At 39.0% G+C, this 20,471-nt stretch carries 19 protein-coding genes, 1 rRNA gene and 3 pseudogenes; 22 read left to right on the top strand and 1 reads right to left on the bottom strand.

What is annotated here, in order from left to right:
• Positions 1 to 39: 39 nt before the first annotated feature.
• The 7 genes and pseudogenes from rpsP (at position 40) to HPSH112_RS05605 (ending at position 5,321) form a co-directional block, all read left to right on the top strand.
• Complete coding sequence (rpsP, locus tag HPSH112_RS05645) at positions 40 to 270, top strand: 30S ribosomal protein S16 (protein ID WP_000216125.1); 231 nt, start codon at positions 40 to 42, stop codon at positions 268 to 270.
• A gap of 16 nt (positions 271 to 286) precedes the next feature.
• Positions 287 to 634 (top strand): KH domain-containing protein, encoded by a 348-nt coding sequence (locus tag HPSH112_RS05640; RefSeq protein ID WP_001208532.1) that lies wholly within the window; start codon positions 287 to 289, stop codon positions 632 to 634.
• Positions 635 to 1,189 carry a ribosome maturation factor RimM gene (gene rimM / locus HPSH112_RS05635; RefSeq protein WP_000254297.1) on the top strand — a complete coding sequence of 185 codons (555 nt, stop codon included), beginning with the start codon at positions 635 to 637 and terminating at the stop codon, positions 1,187 to 1,189.
• On the top strand, positions 1,190 to 1,879 hold the full coding sequence (gene trmD, locus HPSH112_RS05630) for a tRNA (guanosine(37)-N1)-methyltransferase TrmD (protein WP_000672920.1): 690 nt from the start codon (positions 1,190 to 1,192) through the stop codon (positions 1,877 to 1,879).
• A 21-nt stretch (positions 1,880 to 1,900) separates the two neighbouring features.
• Positions 1,901 to 2,257, top strand: coding sequence for a 50S ribosomal protein L19 (rplS, locus tag HPSH112_RS05625; protein ID WP_000797699.1), 357 nt, complete (start codon positions 1,901 to 1,903; stop codon positions 2,255 to 2,257).
• 23 nt (positions 2,258 to 2,280) lie between these two features.
• Positions 2,281 to 3,073 (top strand): annotated as a pseudogene (locus tag HPSH112_RS08375) (NYN domain-containing protein).
• A gap of 743 nt (positions 3,074 to 3,816) precedes the next feature.
• Positions 3,817 to 5,321: ribosomal RNA gene (locus tag HPSH112_RS05605) — 16S ribosomal RNA — on the top strand.
• Between the two features lie 812 nt (positions 5,322 to 6,133).
• Here the strand turns inward: HPSH112_RS05605 and HPSH112_RS08810 are convergent.
• Positions 6,134 to 6,327: pseudogene (locus tag HPSH112_RS08810) on the bottom strand (hypothetical protein); the annotation flags it as partial.
• A gap of 62 nt (positions 6,328 to 6,389) precedes the next feature.
• On the opposite strand from HPSH112_RS08810, the gene HPSH112_RS05595 reads away from it, so the two are divergent.
• From HPSH112_RS05595 to HPSH112_RS05525, 15 genes and pseudogenes are all read left to right on the top strand, one after another.
• Positions 6,390 to 7,691: a DUF2130 domain-containing protein gene (locus HPSH112_RS05595; RefSeq protein WP_001157425.1), complete on the top strand. Its 1,302-nt coding sequence runs from the start codon at positions 6,390 to 6,392 to the stop codon at positions 7,689 to 7,691.
• A gap of 41 nt (positions 7,692 to 7,732) precedes the next feature.
• A pseudogene (locus tag HPSH112_RS05590) lies at positions 7,733 to 10,332 on the top strand (TrlF family AAA-like ATPase).
• Between the two features lies 1 nt (position 10,333).
• Entirely contained in the window at positions 10,334 to 11,245 is a 912-nt protein-coding gene (gene fmt, locus HPSH112_RS05585; RefSeq protein WP_001223512.1) for a methionyl-tRNA formyltransferase, read from the top strand.
• On the top strand, positions 11,242 to 11,880 hold the full coding sequence (locus HPSH112_RS05580) for a biotin--[acetyl-CoA-carboxylase] ligase (protein WP_000710485.1): 639 nt from the start codon (positions 11,242 to 11,244) through the stop codon (positions 11,878 to 11,880). Before fmt ends, HPSH112_RS05580 begins: the two co-directional genes overlap by 4 nt.
• Before the next feature lie 5 nt (positions 11,881 to 11,885).
• Complete coding sequence (gene soj, locus HPSH112_RS05575; RefSeq protein WP_001874325.1) at positions 11,886 to 12,680, top strand: chromosome partitioning ATPase Soj; 795 nt, start codon at positions 11,886 to 11,888, stop codon at positions 12,678 to 12,680.
• 2 nt (positions 12,681 to 12,682) lie between these two features.
• A complete protein-coding gene (locus tag HPSH112_RS05570; RefSeq protein WP_001107426.1) occupies positions 12,683 to 13,555 on the top strand; it encodes a ParB/RepB/Spo0J family partition protein in 873 nt (290 codons plus the stop codon).
• Between the two features lie 110 nt (positions 13,556 to 13,665).
• Complete coding sequence (locus tag HPSH112_RS05565) at positions 13,666 to 14,100, top strand: FoF1 ATP synthase subunit B' (protein WP_001027653.1); 435 nt, start codon at positions 13,666 to 13,668, stop codon at positions 14,098 to 14,100.
• Between the two features lie 3 nt (positions 14,101 to 14,103).
• Positions 14,104 to 14,619, top strand: a complete 516-nt coding sequence (locus HPSH112_RS05560; RefSeq protein WP_000480428.1) for a F0F1 ATP synthase subunit B — start codon at positions 14,104 to 14,106, stop codon at positions 14,617 to 14,619.
• Positions 14,620 to 15,162, top strand: a complete 543-nt coding sequence (locus HPSH112_RS05555; protein WP_001153193.1) for a F0F1 ATP synthase subunit delta — start codon at positions 14,620 to 14,622, stop codon at positions 15,160 to 15,162.
• A gap of 22 nt (positions 15,163 to 15,184) precedes the next feature.
• On the top strand, positions 15,185 to 16,696 hold the full coding sequence (gene atpA / locus HPSH112_RS05550; RefSeq protein ID WP_000080520.1) for a F0F1 ATP synthase subunit alpha: 1,512 nt from the start codon (positions 15,185 to 15,187) through the stop codon (positions 16,694 to 16,696).
• Between the two features lie 14 nt (positions 16,697 to 16,710).
• On the top strand, positions 16,711 to 17,616 hold the full coding sequence (gene atpG / locus HPSH112_RS05545; protein WP_000002171.1) for an ATP synthase F1 subunit gamma: 906 nt from the start codon (positions 16,711 to 16,713) through the stop codon (positions 17,614 to 17,616).
• Between the two features lie 28 nt (positions 17,617 to 17,644).
• Positions 17,645 to 19,045 carry a F0F1 ATP synthase subunit beta gene (atpD, locus tag HPSH112_RS05540; RefSeq protein ID WP_014662272.1) on the top strand — a complete coding sequence of 467 codons (1,401 nt, stop codon included), beginning with the start codon at positions 17,645 to 17,647 and terminating at the stop codon, positions 19,043 to 19,045.
• A 10-nt stretch (positions 19,046 to 19,055) separates the two neighbouring features.
• On the top strand, positions 19,056 to 19,427 hold the full coding sequence (gene atpC / locus HPSH112_RS05535; RefSeq protein WP_001196322.1) for an ATP synthase F1 subunit epsilon: 372 nt from the start codon (positions 19,056 to 19,058) through the stop codon (positions 19,425 to 19,427).
• A 10-nt stretch (positions 19,428 to 19,437) separates the two neighbouring features.
• Complete coding sequence (locus tag HPSH112_RS05530) at positions 19,438 to 20,007, top strand: MotA/TolQ/ExbB proton channel family protein (protein WP_000887321.1); 570 nt, start codon at positions 19,438 to 19,440, stop codon at positions 20,005 to 20,007.
• A gap of 52 nt (positions 20,008 to 20,059) precedes the next feature.
• Positions 20,060 to 20,461, top strand: coding sequence for an ExbD/TolR family protein (locus HPSH112_RS05525; protein WP_001105106.1), 402 nt, complete (start codon positions 20,060 to 20,062; stop codon positions 20,459 to 20,461).
• Positions 20,462 to 20,471: the final 10 nt, after the last annotated feature.

The following is a 20,471-nucleotide window of genomic DNA, read 5'->3' as shown; positions in this document are numbered from 1 at the left end:
ATCTTAAATTTAATATGAATATTTTAGGAGATTTTTGTAATGACAGTCATCAGACTCACGCGCATTGGGAGAAAGAAAAAGCCTTTTTACAGAGTGGTAGTAACCGATTCTAGGAAAAGAAGGGATGGAGGTTGGATTGAATCCATTGGGTATTACAACCCTTTAAGCGAGCCTAAAGATATTAAAATTGATAAGGAGCGCTTGAATTACTGGAAAGGCGTGGGGGCTAAAATGAGCGAGAGGGTGGAAAAACTTTCTCAAAAAGCCTAAGGTTTTGTGAGGCTAAATGCGCGAATTAGATCCTTTGAACACGCCTTTTTCTCAAGCTGAGTGTAAGGACTATTCGTATTGCGTGGCAACTTTTTTGGAAAAATATTTAAAAAAGGTTGTTTCTTTTCCTCAAGCTTTGAGCGTGGAGCACACGCTTTTAGAAGATAAAGTCAAACAAATCACTATTTATACCCACCCATCAGACATGGGGCATGTGATCGGTAAAGAGGGCAAAATGGTGAGCGCGATTAAGGCGTTTGTTTCTGGCGTGAAAGCCAAAGATGGGTTTTCTTATAAAATCGTTGTTTTTGCTAGTAAAAATGGCGATAAAAATCCCCATGTTTTAGGCGATCAAACGCCTTGAATGGTTTCTATGCTTTTAGTGGGCAGAATTGGTAAAAGCGTGGGGCTTAATGGGGGGTTAAAGCTTCATTTAGAGAGCGATTTTCCGGAGTGTTTAAAAAAAGGCGTTAAGGTGAGTGTCGCTCCCTTGAATGCTTTCTTTTGCACTTCTTCTTTTAAAGGATATACAATCCATTCTTATGAACATGCTAAAAACCTGTTGTTTTTAGAAACTATCCACACACCTGAAAAAGCTAAAGAGCTGACTAATTTAGGGCTTTTTATGAGCGAAGCAGAGAGTAAAAAACTCTGCGTTTTAAAAGATGGGGAGTTTTTTTATTGCGATTTAGTAGGGCTTAGCGTGGTGGAAGAAAACGAGACTTTAGGGAAAGTCGTAGAAATCCAAAGGATTTCTCAAATAGATTATTTCATGGTTGAAACCGCAAGAAGTTTGGTTGAAAAAGGTTTGGCTAAGATTTTTTTAATCCCTTATAGGGATTTTTATATCAAAGAAATCCTTTTGCAAGACAAAAAAATAACCACCAATAACGCTAAAACGCTTTTAGAGAATAGTTGAGTGAAATTCAGCGTTTTAACCCTTTTCCCGCAACTCGTTTTACCCTATTTTGAGGACTCCATTTTAAAAAGAGCGTTAGAAAAAAATCTTTTTGAATTAGAAGTATTGAACCTTAGGGATTTTAGCGCTAATAAACATCAAAAAGCGGATCACACGCTCATTGGTGGGGGTGCAGGGCAAATTTTAGACCCTGAGATGGTAGAAAACGCGCTCCATTCTGTTAAAAACCCTAAACACACGATTTTTTTAAGCGCGGTGGGCAAGTCTTTCAAGCAAACAGACGCAATGCGTTTGGCTCAAAAAAAGCATGTCGTTTTGGTGTGCGGGCGTTATGAGGGCTTTGATGAACGCTCTATTGAACTTGGTGCTGATGAGGTTTTTTGTATAGGCGATTTTATTTTAACAGGGGGCGAGCTTGGGGCGTTGTGCTTGATAGATAGTATCGCTCGCCACATTCAAGGGGTTTTGGGTAACGCTCAATCTTTAGAAAATGAGAGCTTTGAAAACCATTATTTGGAAGCCCCTAATTTCGCCAACGCTGTTTTCAAATCCAAAGAAATCAATAAAATCCCTGCACCTTTAGAATATTCTAAAGGAAATCATGCTAGAATCAAGCAACTAAAACTTGATTTGTCAAAATTAAGGACAAAATTTTACCGCCTTGATTTATTCAAACAGCACAAATCATGAAATTGACATTAAGGAAAACACATGAAAAACCGCTACATTCAGCAGTTTGAAGACGCTCAATTAAAAGACAAGACCATGCCAGCATTTAAAGCCGGCGATACTTTGAGGCTTGGTATCACCATTAAAGAAGGCGAAAAAACACGAACTCAGTATTTTGAAGGCGTGTGCATTGCGATTAGAGGCAATGGCGTGGATAAGACTTTTTGCGTGCGTAAAATAGGGGCTAATAATATCGGTGTGGAGAAAATTTTCCCTTTCTATAGCGAAAGTTTGGCGAGCGTTGAGGTGTTGCGTGTGGGTAGGGTGCGTCGTGCGAAGCTCTACTATTTGCGCGATAGGAGAGGTAAGGCAGCAAGGATTAAAGAAGTCCGCCATTAATTTCTTTGTTGTTGGGAGAAAACATGGAAAAAACTGAAACCACGATTTTTGTGGATTGGGAAAATCTACTCACCGATTTGAGGGCAATCCAAAAAAACCCCAAAACAGACAAGCGTTTTAAGGAGCCTGATTTTAGTTTCAACAACCCCGAGCAGCTCTTAGTGCTAATCCGTTCGTTTTTGGAGCCTGAAGAGGAATTGAAGCGGATCTATTTTTATGCGTCTGAGCCTTTTACAGAAGTTGAGCCTAGAATCAAGGGCAATAAAAACAAAGAACTTGAGGAATATAAAGACAAGAATCCCAAAGGAGAAGAGGGTGAATAAATCAGGGATTATCCAAGCTTTCAACCACGAGATCGCCCAACAAAATCAAGTGACATTACGAGTCGGTCGGGTAATGTTTGAGTTCGCATATGAGTTCGAAGATACAGAAGTCTATGGTCTAGAAGCCAAAATTCCCATACCGCACTTAAAGTTGCGTCAAAAACAAATTGATGCGCTGTTGGCGCACGATATTACCAAGCTATATTGCACCAAACAAGGAGGGTGTATTTTGCTGTTCAGCAAGGATACCGATTTTGTGCCTGTGTTAGAAGCCGCTTGGGAGAAAGGCTTTGAAGTCTTCATCGCCAACATTCAAGAGGGCCCTAATCTTGTCCCTCCAGATTTGAGGAAGTCTTGCAGTGTGCGGGAGCGTAGTGTCGCTGAGATTTTAGCCAAGTTGCCCAAAGTCGCCACCACAAGTAACACCTCCAAGAAAGAGAACTCCAACGAGCCTTTTAACAATCCATTTAAAGATTTTCATAAGAAGAACTAATGTGCTTCCCCCCACCAAGGGGACAAAAAAGCACCCAATTTAAAAGGGTTAAGATAGATCAAGCGGGTTTTTCTAACCCATGGTTTCACTTTTTGCTCTCTATTATGGAGTGGTTTTTGAAAACGGAATTAGCGCTTAATGGTGTATTTATGGGGAATGTGCACATGTTTTTGGTGGTATTTGGATTTCTCAAAACCCGATCGTTTTAAAATTTTAACTTACTTTGTCAAAAATTTTTATAATTTAAGCAAACCTTAAGCTTTGTATGACTATACTTTCATTTCCTTGTTTCAGCAAGGGCTTTTAAAAAGCTGCTTGATAACTTGCAAGGATAGCTGATTAGAGCAAACGATCTTTGAAAACTAAGCAAATTGATAGAAGTTCTTTTTAAAGGGATATTCTAACATTATTTAAGGATAACTTATTTGAAAGAGTGAGGGTTTGAATAACTTTCATTCTTTTATAAGAAATTCTTATCCAACGAATGCTGGTCAATACCATTGATTGTATTATCGTATATAATTGCGTATATAATTGTTGGTTGAATAGCATGAGAGTATTTTATAGGTTAGCGTTTGGCTAAACCTTTTTAAAAAGTTTCTTTCTGTTTTGTTGTTGTAATACTTAAGAACACAACCCGTTTTATTCAATAAAGTATAAAACGAGTTCTTGTGATACGCTAAAGCTGTTGTTAGAAATGATAACAGCCTATCAAAAAACAAAAGAGCTTTAGGACAAACACTTTTATGGAGAGTTTGATCCTGGCTCAGAGTGAACGCTGGCGGCGTGCCTAATACATGCAAGTCGAACGATGAAGCTTTCTAGCTTGCTAGAAGGCTGATTAGTGGCGCACGGGTGAGTAACGCATAGGTTATGTGCCTCTTAGTTTGGGATAGCCATTGGAAACGATGATTAATACCAGATACTCCCTACGGGGGAAAGATTTATCGCTAAGAGATCAGCCTATGTCCTATCAGCTTGTTGGTAAGGTAATGGCTTACCAAGGCTATGACGGGTATCCGGCCTGAGAGGGTGAACGGACACACTGGAACTGAGACACGGTCCAGACTCCTACGGGAGGCAGCAGTAGGGAATATTGCTCAATGGGGGAAACCCTGAAGCAGCAACGCCGCGTGGAGGATGAAGGTTTTAGGATTGTAAACTCCTTTTGTTAGAGAAGATAATGACGGTATCTAACGAATAAGCACCGGCTAACTCCGTGCCAGCAGCCGCGGTAATACGGAGGGTGCAAGCGTTACTCGGAATCACTGGGCGTAAAGAGCGCGTAGGCGGGATAGTCAGTCAGGTGTGAAATCCTATGGCTTAACCATAGAACTGCATTTGAAACTACTATTCTAGAGTGTGGGAGAGGTAGGTGGAATTCTTGGTGTAGGGGTAAAATCCGTAGAGATCAAGAGGAATACTCATTGCGAAGGCGACCTGCTGGAACATTACTGACGCTGATTGCGCGAAAGCGTGGGGAGCAAACAGGATTAGATACCCTGGTAGTCCACGCCCTAAACGATGGATGCTAGTTGTTGGAGGGCTTAGTCTCTCCAGTAATGCAGCTAACGCATTAAGCATCCCGCCTGGGGAGTACGGTCGCAAGATTAAAACTCAAAGGAATAGACGGGGACCCGCACAAGCGGTGGAGCATGTGGTTTAATTCGAAGATACACGAAGAACCTTACCTAGGCTTGACATTGAGAGAATCCGCTAGAAATAGTGGAGTGTCTGGCTTGCCAGACCTTGAAAACAGGTGCTGCACGGCTGTCGTCAGCTCGTGTCGTGAGATGTTGGGTTAAGTCCCGCAACGAGCGCAACCCCCTTTATTAGTTGCTAACAGGTCATGCTGAGAACTCTAAGGATACTGCCTCCGTAAGGAGGAGGAAGGTGGGGACGACGTCAAGTCATCATGGCCCTTACGCCTAGGGCTACACACGTGCTACAATGGGGTGCACAAAGAGAAGCAATACTGCGAAGTGGAGCCAATCTTCAAAACACCTCTCAGTTCGGATTGTAGGCTGCAACTCGCCTGCATGAAGCTGGAATCGCTAGTAATCGCAAATCAGCCATGTTGCGGTGAATACGTTCCCGGGTCTTGTACTCACCGCCCGTCACACCATGGGAGTTGTGTTTGCCTTAAGTCAGGATGCTAAATTAGCTACTGCCCACGGCACACACAGCGACTGGGGTGAAGTCGTAACAAGGTAACCGTAGGTGAACCTGCGGTTGGATCACCTCCTTTCTAGAGAAAAGCTTTTAATATTCGCTTATTGAAAGCCAAGAGTATTACCTGACAAAAGAACTTCTTGTTGCTTAGTTTTGAAGGATTGGGCTTATTCTTTCTTTTTTCTTATTTGTTATCTTCTTTGTTTTATTGGTTTCATTTAATTTTGACTTTTATTGAATTTAATCGCTTGTTTTTGGTTTTTTCATTCTTGTGCTTGAGCTTTTACTTCTTACTTGCTGTTTTAAATTTTTTACTAGTTGTGTTGGTTGTTTAAATCTTGTTTTTTTATTCTTGTGCTTGAGCTTTTACTTTTTGTTTTTACTTAATTTTGACTTCCATTGAATTGGGTTGGTTTGGTTTCAATCGCTTGTTTTTGGTTTTTTCATTCTTGTGCTTGAGCTTTTACTTCTTACTTGCTGTTTTAAATTTTTTACTAGTTGTGTTGGTTGTTTAAATCTTGTTTTTTTATTCTTGTGTTTTGATTGCTTATTGTTTGTTAATGTTTAATGTTTAATGTTTTAGTTTGTTTTAAGTTTTATTTTTCTTAAATCTTGTTTTTATCTTATGCTTGTATTGCTTGCTTGTTTTGTTTCTTATTTCTTTTGTTTAAGTTTTGGTTGATTATGATTGAATGCGTTTGGATTTGAAAACTCCGTTCAGGTATTGGTGTTTAAAGCCTTATTTTTAGAGTTTTAAACGCTCAAAGATTTGGGTTTTAATTTCTTTGGGATCTAGTTGAACAAGTGGTTGGCGTTCAAAATTGCACGCTTGAAAATCAATGCAATGCAATAACTCAAAAATCATAGAATCGTTTTCATAGGGGGCCACTAGGAGCATGCCTGAATAATGGAATTGAGCGCAATAAATGCGCTGTAGGGTTTTAATAAGGGATTTCTATTGTGTGGGTTGAGTTTGATAATACTTCCAAAAGCAATTGGTTCTATATTTTGTTTTTATCAGATGGGCTTTGTAAAATAACTTGTTCTAAAAAATGATTGATGAGTAGGGCTCTATGCGTTGATTTAAATTAAATTGATCTCATTCTATTATAAAATATCAAAAATCAAATCTTAAAGGAAAATCATGCAAGAAAATCAAACCCATTCTTTTAAATGCCCTAATTGTCAAGCACCCATTGATGTGAATGAAGCGCTATACAAACAGATTGAGTTAGAAAATCAAAGCCGGTTTTTAGCCCAACAAAAAGAGTTTGAAAAAGAGGTGAAGGAAAAAAGAGCACAGTACCAGAGCCATTTCAAAGCTTTAGAGCAAAAAGAAGAGGCCTTAAAAGAGAAAGAGAAGGAACAAAAGACTAAATTTGATGACGCAGTCAAACAAGCGAGCGCCTTAGCCTTACAAGATGAAAGGGCTAAAATCATTGAAGAAGCCAGAAAAAACGCTTTTTTAGAGCAGCAAAAGGGCTTGGAATTGTTGCAAAAAGAATTGGATGAGAAGTCCAAACAGCTCCAGGAATTGCACCAAAAAGATGCGGAAATTGAAAGGCTAAAAAGAGAAAATAACGAAGCAGAGAGCCGATTGAAAGCGGAAAATGAAAAAAAATTGAATGAGAAATTGGATTTGGAGAGAGAAAGAATAGAAAAAGCCTTGCATGAAAAAAATGAATTGAAATTCAAGCAGCAAGAAGAGCAATTAGAAATGTTAAGAAACGAGTTGAAAAACGCTCAAAGAAAGGCTGAATTAAGCTCGCAGCAATTCCAAGGCGAGGTGCAAGAATTAGCGATTGAAGAGTTTTTGAGGCAAAAATTCCCCTTAGATTGCATTGAAGAAATCAAAAAAGGGCAAAGAGGGGGCGATTGCATTCAAGTGGTGCATACTAGGGAATTTCAAAATTGTGGGAAAATTTATTATGAGAGCAAACGCACTAAAGAATTTCAAAAAGCTTGGGTGGAAAAGCTTAAAAGCGACATGCGAGAGATTGGGGCTGATGTGGGGGTCATTGTGAGTGAAGCGCTGCCTAAAGAGATGGAAAGGATGGGGTTATTTGAAGGGGTGTGGGTGTGTTCGTTTGAAGAATTTAAGGGGTTGAGCACGGTGTTAAGAGAGGGGGTTATTCAAGTGAGTTTGGCTAAAAAAAGTCAGGAAAATAAAGGCGATAAAGTGAATCTGCTCTATCATTATTTGACAAGCTCTGAATTTTTTATGCAAGTGAGCGCGATTATAGAGGGGTTTGAGCAATTGAGGGTGGATTTAGAAAACGAAAAACGCGCGATGGCTAGGATTTGGAAAAGCAGGGAAAAGCAAATAGAAAAAGTGTTTGAGGGCACGATTAACATGTATGGCTCCATTAAGGGCATTATGGGTAATGCGATAGGGCAAGTGAAAGCGTTGGAGCTTGGGTATGATGGGGAAGATTTAGAAGATTAGTTTTTGTGGGTGCTTTGAGATAATAATATTTAGGAGAGAATATGGGCAATAAAGATAAGAATAAAGGTTCAAGTTGGCATAAATGGGATTTGCATGTGCATACGCCATACACGCATTTAAATAAGGCGTATCAATGTTCTGAAGAGGATTTTATACAAAAACTATGCACTAGCGAGATTGATTGTATTGGATTAACGAACTATTTTAAGTTTAATGAGAAAGAATTTGCATTAAAAGAAAAAATAGAAAAGAGGGGTATTAAGGTTTTTTATAATTTAGAAGTCAGGTTGGATTATCAAAATAAGGAAGATGATTGTTTGGACTTTCACATTATTTTTTCAGATGAGGTTTCAAGTAATGGCATCAAAAAGTTTTTATTAAATGTGAAAGCCAATGTTTGTGGGATTGAGAAAAAACTTGCAGATTTAGAAAAAGATGATTTTGATAAAGCGGTAGTCAATTTTGATCAATTGTTGGAATGTTTAGAAGAAGAGTCTTTAAACTTGATGGGCAAGTATTTGCTAGGGTTTTTATCAAGGGGGCATGGTAATTCTCGCAGTAGCAGTAATTATGAAAAAATAGCCAAGAAGTCGCATTTTTTAATCCACTCATCAGATGATCAGGGAAATCTTAAAGAGGATAGAGAATTTTGGCTTAAAGAGAACAAACCTCTCTTACAGAGTAGCGATGCCCACAAAGAGGATTCAATAGGGAAAAAATACACTTGGATAAAGGCTGAAAAAATTTTTGAGGGATTAAAGCAAATTATTTATGAGCCGGAAACAAGAGTGAGCGTTGATAAAGAGAAACCTCAAGATCCTTTGCATAAGATAGATTGTGTGGGGTTGCACTTTGATGAAGATGTAAAAAATACCAATGAAAAAGGCGATACTCCTTTTTGTTATGCAGGATTTAATGAAACACTATTTTTTAGCCCGAACTTTACTTGTGTGATAGGGGGTAGAGGGAGCGGTAAAAGCACTTTGTTGCAATTGATCGCCTCAGCAATTAAAAATAATAGTTTTGTGAAAGACTTAGTGAAAGACTTAAAACATGAAACTATTCAAAAATGTATAGAGATACAGCCAGACACAGTGGATAGTGTAGAGTATTTAGCTCAAAATGAGGTAGAAGAATTTGCAACTAATGTTTCAAAATTCACAGAGGCTATTTTTAACAGAATAGATAGCAAGTCAAGTGGAAAACTTAAGGAGTTAGAAAAGCAAATTACAAAAGGCATTGAAAAGTTTGATGAGCAAATCGCATATTGGCAAAAAAAGACCAAACTAGAAGAACAACTAAAAGAGAGCGAAAAAATAAGAAAGAAATACCAAAGTATTATAGATACTTATGCAGATAAAGACTATTTGGACAAAAAAGAGAAGCTGCAAGAAAACCGCAAAGTGCTCATTGACTTAAAACAATCCAAAGAGGGGTTTTTGACTTTTATTAAAGAATTAAAACAGGTTGTGAATTTTGAATCAAAAGAAAACATGGAAGAAAAGAACAGCTATGATAAGGTCTATAACCAACTCAAACAAAATATTTGCAAGGAACTTGAAGAAATAGATACAGATATAAAAAATGGGCGTTTTGATAGCGATGACAAGAATATAAAAAAGCTAGAATCAGAATGCCAGACATTATTCCAAGAGATTGAGGAATTTCTTAAAGAAAAAGGCGTGAGCGATGAAAATATAGGAGATGTTGGAAACGCTAATTACCGTTTGGCAAACATAAAAATGAATATTAATGATTTAAAGCGTGAAATAGAAGAGATTGCTAACAAAATAAAGGGTTTTTCTTATGAAGATATTGATAAAGATATTGAAAAGTTTAAAAATCAAATCAATGAGGAATTAAGCAAAATCAATTCGGCTTTTGAAGAAATTTCAAAAAATCACAAAGAAGTGAAACCAATTACCATAGAATATCGTTTGAATGAAGATATTTTTGAAGAGGTTTTTGAGGATTTTGATAAGTTGGTGGATAAGGGTTTTAATACCAAAAAACACCAATCAAAAATCAAGGAATATTTAAAAGAAATTGAAAAAACACTATAGATATGCAACACGCAGGATTTATAGAAGAGCTTTATGGATCAATTGAAAATAAAAAAGCGGCATTTCATGGAACCATGAAGGATATATTTGATAGAGAAATTCATTTTCAAATCTATCGGCTTCTCATTCTCAAACATTTAAGGAATGTTGAAAAATATAAAATTTTTGAAGTCCGTTATGACAAAAGAGCTTTAAACGAAACTTCCTTTGGGCAAAAATGCACTGCTGTATTGGTTGTCCTTTTATCTTTAGGGAATAACCCCATCATCATTGATGAACCAGAAGCCCACTTGGACAGCGCTTTAATCGCTAATTATTTAGTTACTTTAATTAAAAAGCAGAAACAAAAAAGACAAATTATTTTTGCCACCCATAACGCTAATTTTGTTTTGAACGCTGATGCAGAGCTAATTATCCAGTTAAAAAATGAGAATAATAAGACAGTTGTGCAGTCTTTTATGATTGAGAGCGATGATTATAAAGAGGATTTATTGAAATTAGAGGGAGGCGAAAAAGCTTTTAAGGATCGTGAAAGAAAGTATGGCATTACAAAAGATAAAACTAAAAACAAGGAATAACATGCGCATCGTATTTATGGGAACGCCGGGGTTTGCTGAAGTGATCTTAAGGGCGTTAGTTAAAGATAAAGAGATCGAGGTGGTGGGGCTATTCACGCAGATGGATAAACCTTTTGGGCGTCAAAAGGAATTGAAAGCCCCAGAGATTAAAACATACATTCTAGAAAATCATTTAAATATCCCCATTTTCCAACCACAAAGTTTGAAAGAGCCTGAAGTTCAAATCTTAAAAGATCTAAAACCGGATTTTATCGTGGTGGTGGCTTATGGTAAGATTTTGCCCAAAGAGGTTTTATCAATCGCTCCTTGCATCAATGCGCATGCGTCGTTATTGCCTAAATACAGGGGGGCTTCGCCCATTCATGAGATGATACTCAATGACGATAAGATTTATGGCATAAGCACCATGCTTATGGATGTGGGGCTAGATAGCGGGGATATTTTAGAAAGCGCTTCGTTTTTGAGAGAAGAATACTTGGATTTAGACGCTTTGAGTTTAAAATTAGCGCATATGGGGGCAGCCTTACTCCTTTCAACGCTCAAAAATTTCTCTTCCATCACAAGAAAGCCTCAAGATCACGCGCAGGCTAGTTTTTGTAAAAAAATCACCAAAGCCGATGGTTTAGTGGGTTTTAAAGACGCTAAAAGCTTGTTTTTAAAATCGCTTGCATTTAAGAGCTGGCCAGAAATCTTTTTAGAAAATAGCCTTAAACTTTTAGGAGTGGAATTGGTGGAGAATGAAAAGAGCCACAAGGAAGGCGAGATTTTAGAAATTGATGAAAAAGGCGTTCTTGTGGGCTGTTTGAAGGGGAGCGTGCGTATAGCAAGGTTGCAAGCGGTGGGTAAAAAGCCTTTGAAAGCGAAGGATTATTTGAACGGCAAGCGTTTGAAAGCGGGCGGTATTTTAACATGAAAAAATGTGAAAAAAGAGTTTTTGATAGCCTGCCTTCCACGCAAACCTATCTTTTAGAAAAACTTAAAAATAACGAACTCAAAGCCCCTATTTTGATCGTGGCTAAAAACCAAAGCGCTGGGATAGGCAGTAGGGGGAATATTTGGGAGGGTGCAAAAAGCGCTTTGACTTTTTCGCTCGCTTTAAACGCAAGCGATTTGCCTAAAGATTTACCCTTGCAAGCGAGCGCTTTGTATTTAGGGTTTTTATTCAAAGAAGTTTTAAAAGATTTAGGCTCTCAAACCTGGCTTAAATGGCCTAACGATTTGTATTTAGGGGATCAAAAAATAGGGGGCGTGCTGGTTAATGTTTATAAAGACATGCGGGTGTGCGGCATTGGCGTGAATAGGGTTTCACAGAAGTGGGCATGTTTAGATATTGGCGTGAGCGATGACTTGATTATAGAGGGCTTTTTAAAAAAAATAGAAGAAAATCTTTTTTGGGGGGAAGTTTTAAGTAAGTATGCGTTAGAATTTCATAGAAGCAACTCTTTTAGCTTCCATAATGATTGGGGTGAAGCGATGAGTTTGAAAGATGCGGAATTGTTAGAAGACGGCCGCATTTGTATTAAAGGTAAGATTTATGATAGGATGTGAGTATGATGAGTGAAATCATTGCAGTGGCCAATCAAAAAGGGGGTGTGGGCAAAACGACAACGGCGGTTAATTTAGCGGCTTCTTTGGCGGTGCATGAAAAAAAAATCTTGTTGATTGATTTTGACCCTCAAGCCAACGCCACTTCAAGCTTGGGTTTTAGGCGAGATAAAATTGATTATGATATTTATCATGTGTTGATTGGCCGTAAGCAAATTTCTCAAGTGATCTTAAAAACCCAAATGCCTTTTTTGGATCTAGTGCCTTCTAATTTGGGTTTAGCCGGGTTTGAAAAAACCTTTTATGATAGCGTTCAAGATGAGAATAAACGAGGCGAGCTCATGCTCAAAAACGCCTTAGAGAGCGTGGTGGGGCTTTATGATTATATCATTATTGATTCCCCGCCAGCTCTAGGGCCTCTCACGATCAATTCGCTTTCAGCAGCCCATTCGGTGATCATTCCTATCCAATGCGAATTTTTTGCCCTTGAAGGCACTAAATTATTGCTTAACACCATTAGAATGCTGCAAAAAAGCACGAACCCTAAACTCAAAATCAGAGGTTTTTTACCCACGATGCATGTCCCTCAACTCAATTTGACAAAAGGGGTTTTAGCGGAATTGTTCAAGTATTTTGACTCAGAGTTTTTTAGAGATTCAACTACAGGAGAGTATATTATGATCCCTAAAAGCGTGAAACTAGCGGAATCGCCTAGTTTTGGTAAGCCCATCTTACTCTATGATATTAAATCTAATGGCAGTGTCGCTTATCAAAAATTAGCTCAAAGCATTCTTCAGGGGTAGTGATGGCAAAAAATAAAGTGTTGGGTAGGGGTTTAGCGGATATTTTCCCTGAAATCAATGAAGTGTATGAGCAGGGGCTATATGAAAGAGCGAATCGGGTTGTGGAGCTTGGTATTGATGAGGTGATGCCTAATCCTTACCAGCCTAGGAAGGTCTTTAGCGAAGATTCTTTAGAAGAATTGGCGCAATCCATTAAAGAACATGGTTTGTTGCAACCGGTTTTAGTGGTGAGTGAGAACGGGCGTTACCATTTGATCGCCGGTGAAAGGCGCTTAAGAGCGAGCAAATTGGCTAAAATGCCCACGATTAAGGCGATTGTTGTGGATATTGAGCAAGAAAAAATGCGTGAAGTCGCCTTGATTGAAAATATCCAGCGCGAAGATTTAAACCCTTTAGAGTTGGCTAGATCTTATAAAGAATTGCTTGAAAGCTATCAAATGACTCAAGAAGAGCTCTCTAAAATCGTTAAAAAATCCCGAGCCCATGTGGCTAATATCATGCGTTTATTGACGCTTTCTTCTAATGTTCAAAACGCTCTTTTAGAAGAAAAAATCACTTCAGGGCATGCAAAAGTTTTGGTGGGTTTGGATGAAGAAAAACAAGAATTGATCTTAAATTCCATTATGGGGCAGAAACTCAGCGTGCGCCAGACAGAAGATTTAGCGCGTGATTTTAAAATAAACGCAAATTTTGAAAATAAAAAACATGGTTTCAAGGAAACCCAAACGCTCATCGCTGAAGATGAACTAGAACGCTTTAATCAAAGTTTGTGGGATCATTACAAGCTTAAAGCCACTTTGAAAGGGAATAAAATCGTTTTACGATGTTATGAAAATTCTCTTTTAGAGGCTTTTATGAAAAAAATGATGTCTTAACGCTTAGATATTCTCAAATTTTAAGCGATTTTTTGTTAAGATAGAGTTAATGTTTTTATAACAAATGCGAGTTTCAAATATTTTATAGGATTTTAGGAAAGAAATAGGTTATGAATATATCGGTTAACCCCTATTTAATGGCGGTCGTTTTTGTGGTGTTTGTGTTATTGTTGTGGGCGATGAATGTTTGGGTGTATAGGCCTTTGTTGGCTTTTATGGATAACAGGCAGGCAGAGATAAAGGATAGCTTGGCTAAAATCAAAACGGATAACACCCAAAGCGTGGAGATCCGCCATCAAATTGAGACTCTTCTTAAAGAAGCGGCTGAAAAGCGTAGGGAAATGATAGCAGAAGCGATTCAAAAAGCTACAGAGTCCTATGACGCTGTGATCAAGCAAAAAGAGAACGAACTCAATCAAGAGTTTGAAGCGTTCGCAAAGCAGTTGCAAAATGAAAAGCAAGCGCTAAAAGAGCAGTTGCAAGCGCAAATGCCGGTATTTGAAGACGAATTAAACAAGCGTGTGGCTATGGGTTTAGGGAGTTGATGGATGTTTTTAGTTAAAATGGTGTTAGGGTTTTTGATCTTTTTAAGCCCTTTGTGCGCTACTGGATTGGATATTTCACAAACAGATATTATAGAGCGTTCTTTAAATTTCCTCTTATTTGCGGGGATTTTGTGGTATTTTCTGGCTAAAAAACTGCGTTCATTTTTGCACTCCAAAAGCCTTGAAATCTCCAAACGCTTAGAAGAGATTCAAGCCCAACTTAAAGTGAGTAAAGAAAATAAGAAAAAACTCTTAAAAGAATTAGAGCAAGCCAAAGAAAAAGCGGAATTGATCATTTCTGATGCGAATAAAGAAGCTTACACGATCACGCAAAAATATGAATTGCAAACCAAAATGGATGTGGAAAATTTGATCAAAAATTCTAGGGCGTTGATGGATTTAGAAGTTAAAAAGATCAAAAGAGAGTTGGTTGAAAGCGTTTTTAAAGATCTAAGAGAGAGCAAAAAAGTCTCTTTCAATGCACAAGATTGCGTGAATATTTTGAAACAAAGGCTTTAAATGCAAGATTTAAAAGTGATCGCTAACCATTATACTAAAGCGTTGAAAAACCACACTAAAGGCGATTTAGCGTTATTGGAAGAAATCATTATGGGGTTTAAAAATGTGGCAGAAGCCATAAAATTGCACAAACTCAACCGGGTGTTAGCCCATGTTTCTTTAAAAGTGAAAAAAGAGGTTGTGTTTGAAATCTTAGAAAAAATAACTTCCACAAAAGCATGTTCAGTGTTAAAGCCTGTGATGGAAGTGGTGTTAAAAAATAACAGGCTTGAGATGCTGGAATTGATCACTCAAGAGCTGTCTTTTGATTCTAAAAAGACTTTAGAAGCCACGCTTTTAGTCCCACAAAAGCTTGAAAATAATGAGCTAGAAGCCGTGCAGCAAAAATTGCAAGCGCGTTTTAACGCTCCTATAGAAATCGCTCAAGACACTTGGTCTAAAAAAGGGGTTTCTTTGAGCGTTTCAAGCCTGGATTTAGAAATAGGCTTTTCTAAAGAAGATATTTTAAAGAAAATAGAAAAACAGGTTATTCAATCTATTTAATCAATCTAAGGAGATAAAGATAATGTCCCAACTAAAATTGGAAGAAATCAGCTCGGTTATTGAAGAAAAAATCAAGAATTTTGAACTTGATTGCGATATGGCTGAAGTAGGAAAAGTCGTTTCATACGCTGATGGTGTGGCTAAGGTTTATGGCTTAAATGGTGTGATGTCGTATGAAGTGCTGGAGTTTGAAACAGGGGATAAAGGCGTTGCGGCTAACTTAGAAGAAGATAGCGTTGGCGTGATTGTGTTTGGTTTTGGCAACAATATTAAAGAGGGGACTAGCGTTAAGCGCACGAAGAGTTTGATGAAAGTTCCTGTGGGTGATGCGGTTGTGGGGCGCGTGTTGAACGCTTTGGGTGAGCCTATTGATGGCAAGGGTGAGATAGAAACGAATGAGTTTAGCCTCATCGAGCAAAAAGCCCCGGGCATTATGGACAGAAAATCGGTGCATGAGCCTTTACAAACGGGCATTAAAGCTATTGATGCGTTGGTGCCTATTGGGCGTGGGCAAAGGGAATTGATCATTGGGGACAAGCAAACCGGTAAAACCACCGTAGCGATCGATGCGATCATTAACCAAAAGGGGCAAAATGTGATCTGTATCTATGTGGCTATTGGGCAAAAAGAATCCACTGTCGTGCAAGTGGTCCGCAAATTAGAAGAATACGGAGCGATGGAATACAGCGTCGTGATCAACGCTTCGGCTTCAGATTCAGCTGCAATGCAATATTTAGCCCCTTATTCAGGTGTGGCTATGGGGGAATACTTTAGAGATCATGCCCGCCATGCCCTAATCATTTATGATGATTTGAGTAAGCATGCTGTCGCTTACAGAGAAATTTCTTTGATTTTGAGAAGACCCCCAGGTAGGGAGGCTTTTCCTGGAGATGTGTTTTATATCCACTCACGGCTTTTAGAAAGAGCAGCTAAACTTTGCGATGAAAAAGGTGCAGGCTCTTTGACCGCACTCCCTATTGTGGAAACTCAAGCGGGCGATGTTTCAGCTTATATCCCTACGAATATCATTTCTATTACAGACGGGCAAATTTTCTTAGAAACGGATTTGTTTTATTCAGGGATCCGCCCGGCTATCAATGTGGGCTTATCGGTTTCAAGGGTTGGAGGGGCCGCTCAAATCAAAGCGACCAAGCAGGTTTCAGGGACTTTGCGCTTGGATTTAGCGCAATACAGAGAGTTGCAAGCCTTCACGCAATTCGCTTCTGATTTAGATGAAGCGAGTAAAAAGCAATTAGAAAGGGGGCAACGCATGGTAGAAGTGCTGAAACAAGCCCCTTATTCGCCCTTGCCTATTGAAAAGCAAGTGGTCATTATTTACGCTGGGGCTAAGGGCTTTTTAGATAGCGTGAGCGTGAAAAAAGTCGTGGATTTTGAAGAGCAACTGCACCCTTTCTTGGAAGCAAAATACCCCCAAGTTTTAGAAGAAATCCACACTAAAAAAGTGCTAGATAAGGATTTAGAAGCCATGCTAAGAAAAGTCTTAGAGGAATTTAAGCTCACTTATAGCGAGTAGGAGACGGCTAGAATATGGCGAATTTAAGAGACATTAGAAAGAAAATTGGAAGCGTTAAAAACACGCAAAAAATCACGCATGCGATGAAACTCGTTTCCACTTCCAAGCTAAGAAAAGCCGAAGAGGTTGCAAGAAATTCCAGAGCGTATGCCTTGAAACTGGACGCTGTGTTTGATGATGTGCTATCCAAGATGAAAAATCAAGGGATTGAAGACATTCAAAGCAAGTATTTTAGGGAACTAGAAAGACTTGAAATCAAAAAAGTGGATATTATTTTTATCACAGCCGATAAGGGGCTTTGTGGGGGTTTTAACACCAATACTATTAAAAAAGTTTTAGCATGCACGAATGAATACAAAGAAAAAGACATTAAAGTGCGTTTGCGCGGTATTGGTAAAAAGGGCAATGAGTATTTTAGTTTTAATGGGATAGAGGTTTTAGACAAGATCAACAATTTGAGTTCTATGCCTAATTATGAACGCGCTCAAGAATTCATGAAAAAAGTGGTAGAGGATTATTTGAGTGGGAAAACCGATAAGGTGATTATCATTCATAATGGCTTTAAAAACATGATCAGCCAAGAAATAAGAGTCAAAACAATTTTGCCTATTGGGTATAAAATCATCCACCAAAACCCTCAGCCTAATGAGACGCAAGAGACCATTACCAGTGAGCCAAGCGGGAGTGAAGATGAAATTTTAGACTCTTTGGCAGAAAAATATGTGGAGTATAGTTTATACTATGCTTTGATTGATTCTTTAGCCGCAGAGCACAGCGCTAGAATGCAGGCTATGGATACAGCGACAAATAACGCTAAAGATTTGGTTAAAACTTTAACTATTTCTTATAATAAAGCCAGACAAGAGGCGATTACGACCGAGCTAGTAGAAATCAATGCAGGCGTAGAAGCCCTAAAATAAAAATTACATTTAAGGAGCGATGAAAGCGATGGAAGGTAGAATCATTCAGGTTTTAGGCCCGGTGGTAGATGTGGAGTTTGAGTCCTATCTACCGGCGATTTTTGAAGCGTTAGACATTAATTTTGAAGTCAATGGCACTCAAAAATCTTTAGTTTTAGAGGTGGCAGCCCATTTGGGCGGTAATCGGGTGCGAGCGATTGCTATGGATATGACAGAAGGCTTAGTGCGTAACCAAGCCGTCAAAGCTCGTGGCAAAATGATTGAAGTGCCTGTGGGCGAAGAAGTGTTAGGGCGCATTTTTAATGTTGTGGGCGAGAGTATTGACAATTTAGAGCCTCTTAAGCCGTCCTTAACCTGGCCCATCCACAGAAAAGCCCCTAGTTTTGAGCAGCAAAGCACTGAAACAGAAATGTTTGAAACCGGTATCAAAGTCATTGACTTGCTCGCACCTTATTCTAAGGGTGGTAAAGTAGGCTTGTTTGGTGGGGCTGGCGTAGGCAAAACGGTGATTATTATGGAGCTTATCCATAATGTGGCTTATAAGCATAATGGGTATTCGGTGTTTGCAGGTGTGGGGGAGCGCACCAGAGAAGGGAATGATTTGTATTTTGAGATGAAAGAAGGGGGCGTTTTAGACAAAGTCGCGCTGTGCTATGGGCAAATGAATGAGCCGCCAGGCGCGAGAAACCGCATCGCATTCACCGGCTTGACGATGGCGGAGTATTTTCGTGATGAAAAGGGCTTAGATGTGTTGATGTTTATTGACAACATCTTTAGATACGCTCAAAGCGGTGCGGAAATGAGCGCGCTATTAGGCCGTATCCCTTCAGCCGTGGGGTATCAGCCCACGCTAGCCGGGGAAATGGGGAAACTTCAAGAGCGTATCGCTTCCACTAAAAATGGTTCTATCACTTCCGTTCAAGCGGTGTATGTGCCAGCAGATGACTTGACTGACCCAGCCCCTGCTTCGGTGTTTGCGCATTTGGATGCGACTACGGTATTGAACAGAAAGATCGCTGAAAAAGGGATTTATCCAGCAGTGGATCCCTTGGATTCCACTTCAAGGATTTTAAGCCCTCAAATGATCGGCGAGAAACACTATGAAATCGCTACCGGTATCCAGCAGGTTTTGCAAAAATACAAGGATTTGCAAGATATTATTGCGATTTTGGGCTTAGACGAATTGAGCGAAGAGGATAAAAAGATTGTTGAGAGGGCCAGAAAAATTGAGAAGTTTTTATCCCAGCCGTTTTTTGTGGCTGAAGTTTTTACAGGAAGTCCCGGTAAATATGTAACCCTTCAAGAGACTTTAGAGGGCTTTGGAGGGATTTTAGAGGGCAAATACGATCACATTCCTGAAAACGCGTTTTACATGGTGGGCAGCATTCAAGAGGTTTTAGAAAAAGCTAAAAACATGAAAAATTCCTAAAGGTTTTGCCATGGCTTTGTTGAAAATTAGTGTGGTAGTTCCTGAGGGGGAAGTTTATACAGGAGAGGTTAAAAGCGTTGTGCTGCCAGGAGTTGAAGGGGAATTTGGGGTGCTTTATGGGCATAGCAACATGATCACCTTGCTTCAAGCGGGAGTGATTGAGATTGAAACTGAAAACCAAAAAGAGCACATTGCGATCAATTGGGGTTATGCAGAAGTTACCAAAGAACGGGTGGATATTTTAGCCGATGGGGCGGTCTTTATTAAAAAAGGATCAGATGACAGAGATGATGCTATCTCTAGGGCTAAAAAGCTTTTAGAGGATGCAAGCTCTGACAGGTTAGCGGTCTCTAGCGTGCTTGCTAAGATTGAGTCTCTTTAAGGGGATAATCATGTTAGATTCAATCGTTTATTTTTTCAATAAGAGTGGGTTTGTTACCACGCTTGTTTTAGTTTGGATTTCGCTTTATTTGGTGATGACTTTATGGGTCTTTTTGTATAAGAGCATTGTGCTAAAGATTGAACTCAAGCGCGAGATGCAATCTTTGTCTAACATTCTTAATGGGGTGCAAGACGCTCCAGAGCATTTCATGTTTAATAAAAAAAGGAATGATGAGACCAAAAGGTATTCTAATGAATTGTTGCAGGCTTGGAAACATCAAGTTCTTAAGCAAAGCACGACAGGTTTAGTGGTATTGAGCATTATCTCTTCTACAGCCCCCTTTATTGGTTTGTTTGGAACGGTGGTTGAAATTTTAGAAGCGTTTAATAATTTGGGTGCGTTAGGTCAAGCTTCTTTTGGGGTGATTGCACCCATTATCTCTAAGGCTCTTATCGCTACCGCTGCAGGGATTTTAGCGGCCATTCCAGCCTATTCTTTTTACTTGATTTTAAAGCGCAAGGTGTATGATTTATCGGTTTATGTGCAGATGCAAGTGGATATTTTGTCTTCTAAAAAATAAAGCTTTTAAGGGGATTGTATAAATATCTTAAATAGGGAGTTAGAAGGTTTTTATGAATTATGATAACTATTGGGATGAGGACAAACCAGAACTCAATATCACGCCCTTAGTGGATGTGATGCTTGTTTTATTGGCTATTCTTATGGTAACGACGCCCACTCTTACTTATAAAGAAGAGATTGCTTTGCCTTCTGGCTCAAAAACTGCTAGAGCCACTCAAGATAAAATGATAGAGATCCGCATGGATAAAGACGCAAAAATCTATATAGATAGTCAAACCTATGAATACAACTCCTTCCCGGATACTTTTAACTTGCTTTCTAAGAAATACGATAAAGATACTAGGGTTAGTATCCGCGCGGACAAACGACTGACTTATGACAAAGTGATTTATTTATTAAAAACGATTAAAGAAGCGGGTTTTTTAAAAGTTTCTTTAATCACAAGTCCTTAAAAAGTAGGGC

Source organism: Helicobacter pylori Shi112 (genome assembly GCF_000277405.1).
In the GTDB taxonomy this organism is placed as follows: Bacteria; Campylobacterota; Campylobacteria; order Campylobacterales; family Helicobacteraceae; genus Helicobacter; species Helicobacter pylori_C.
This window is presented reverse-complemented; position numbering and strand designations above follow the sequence as displayed.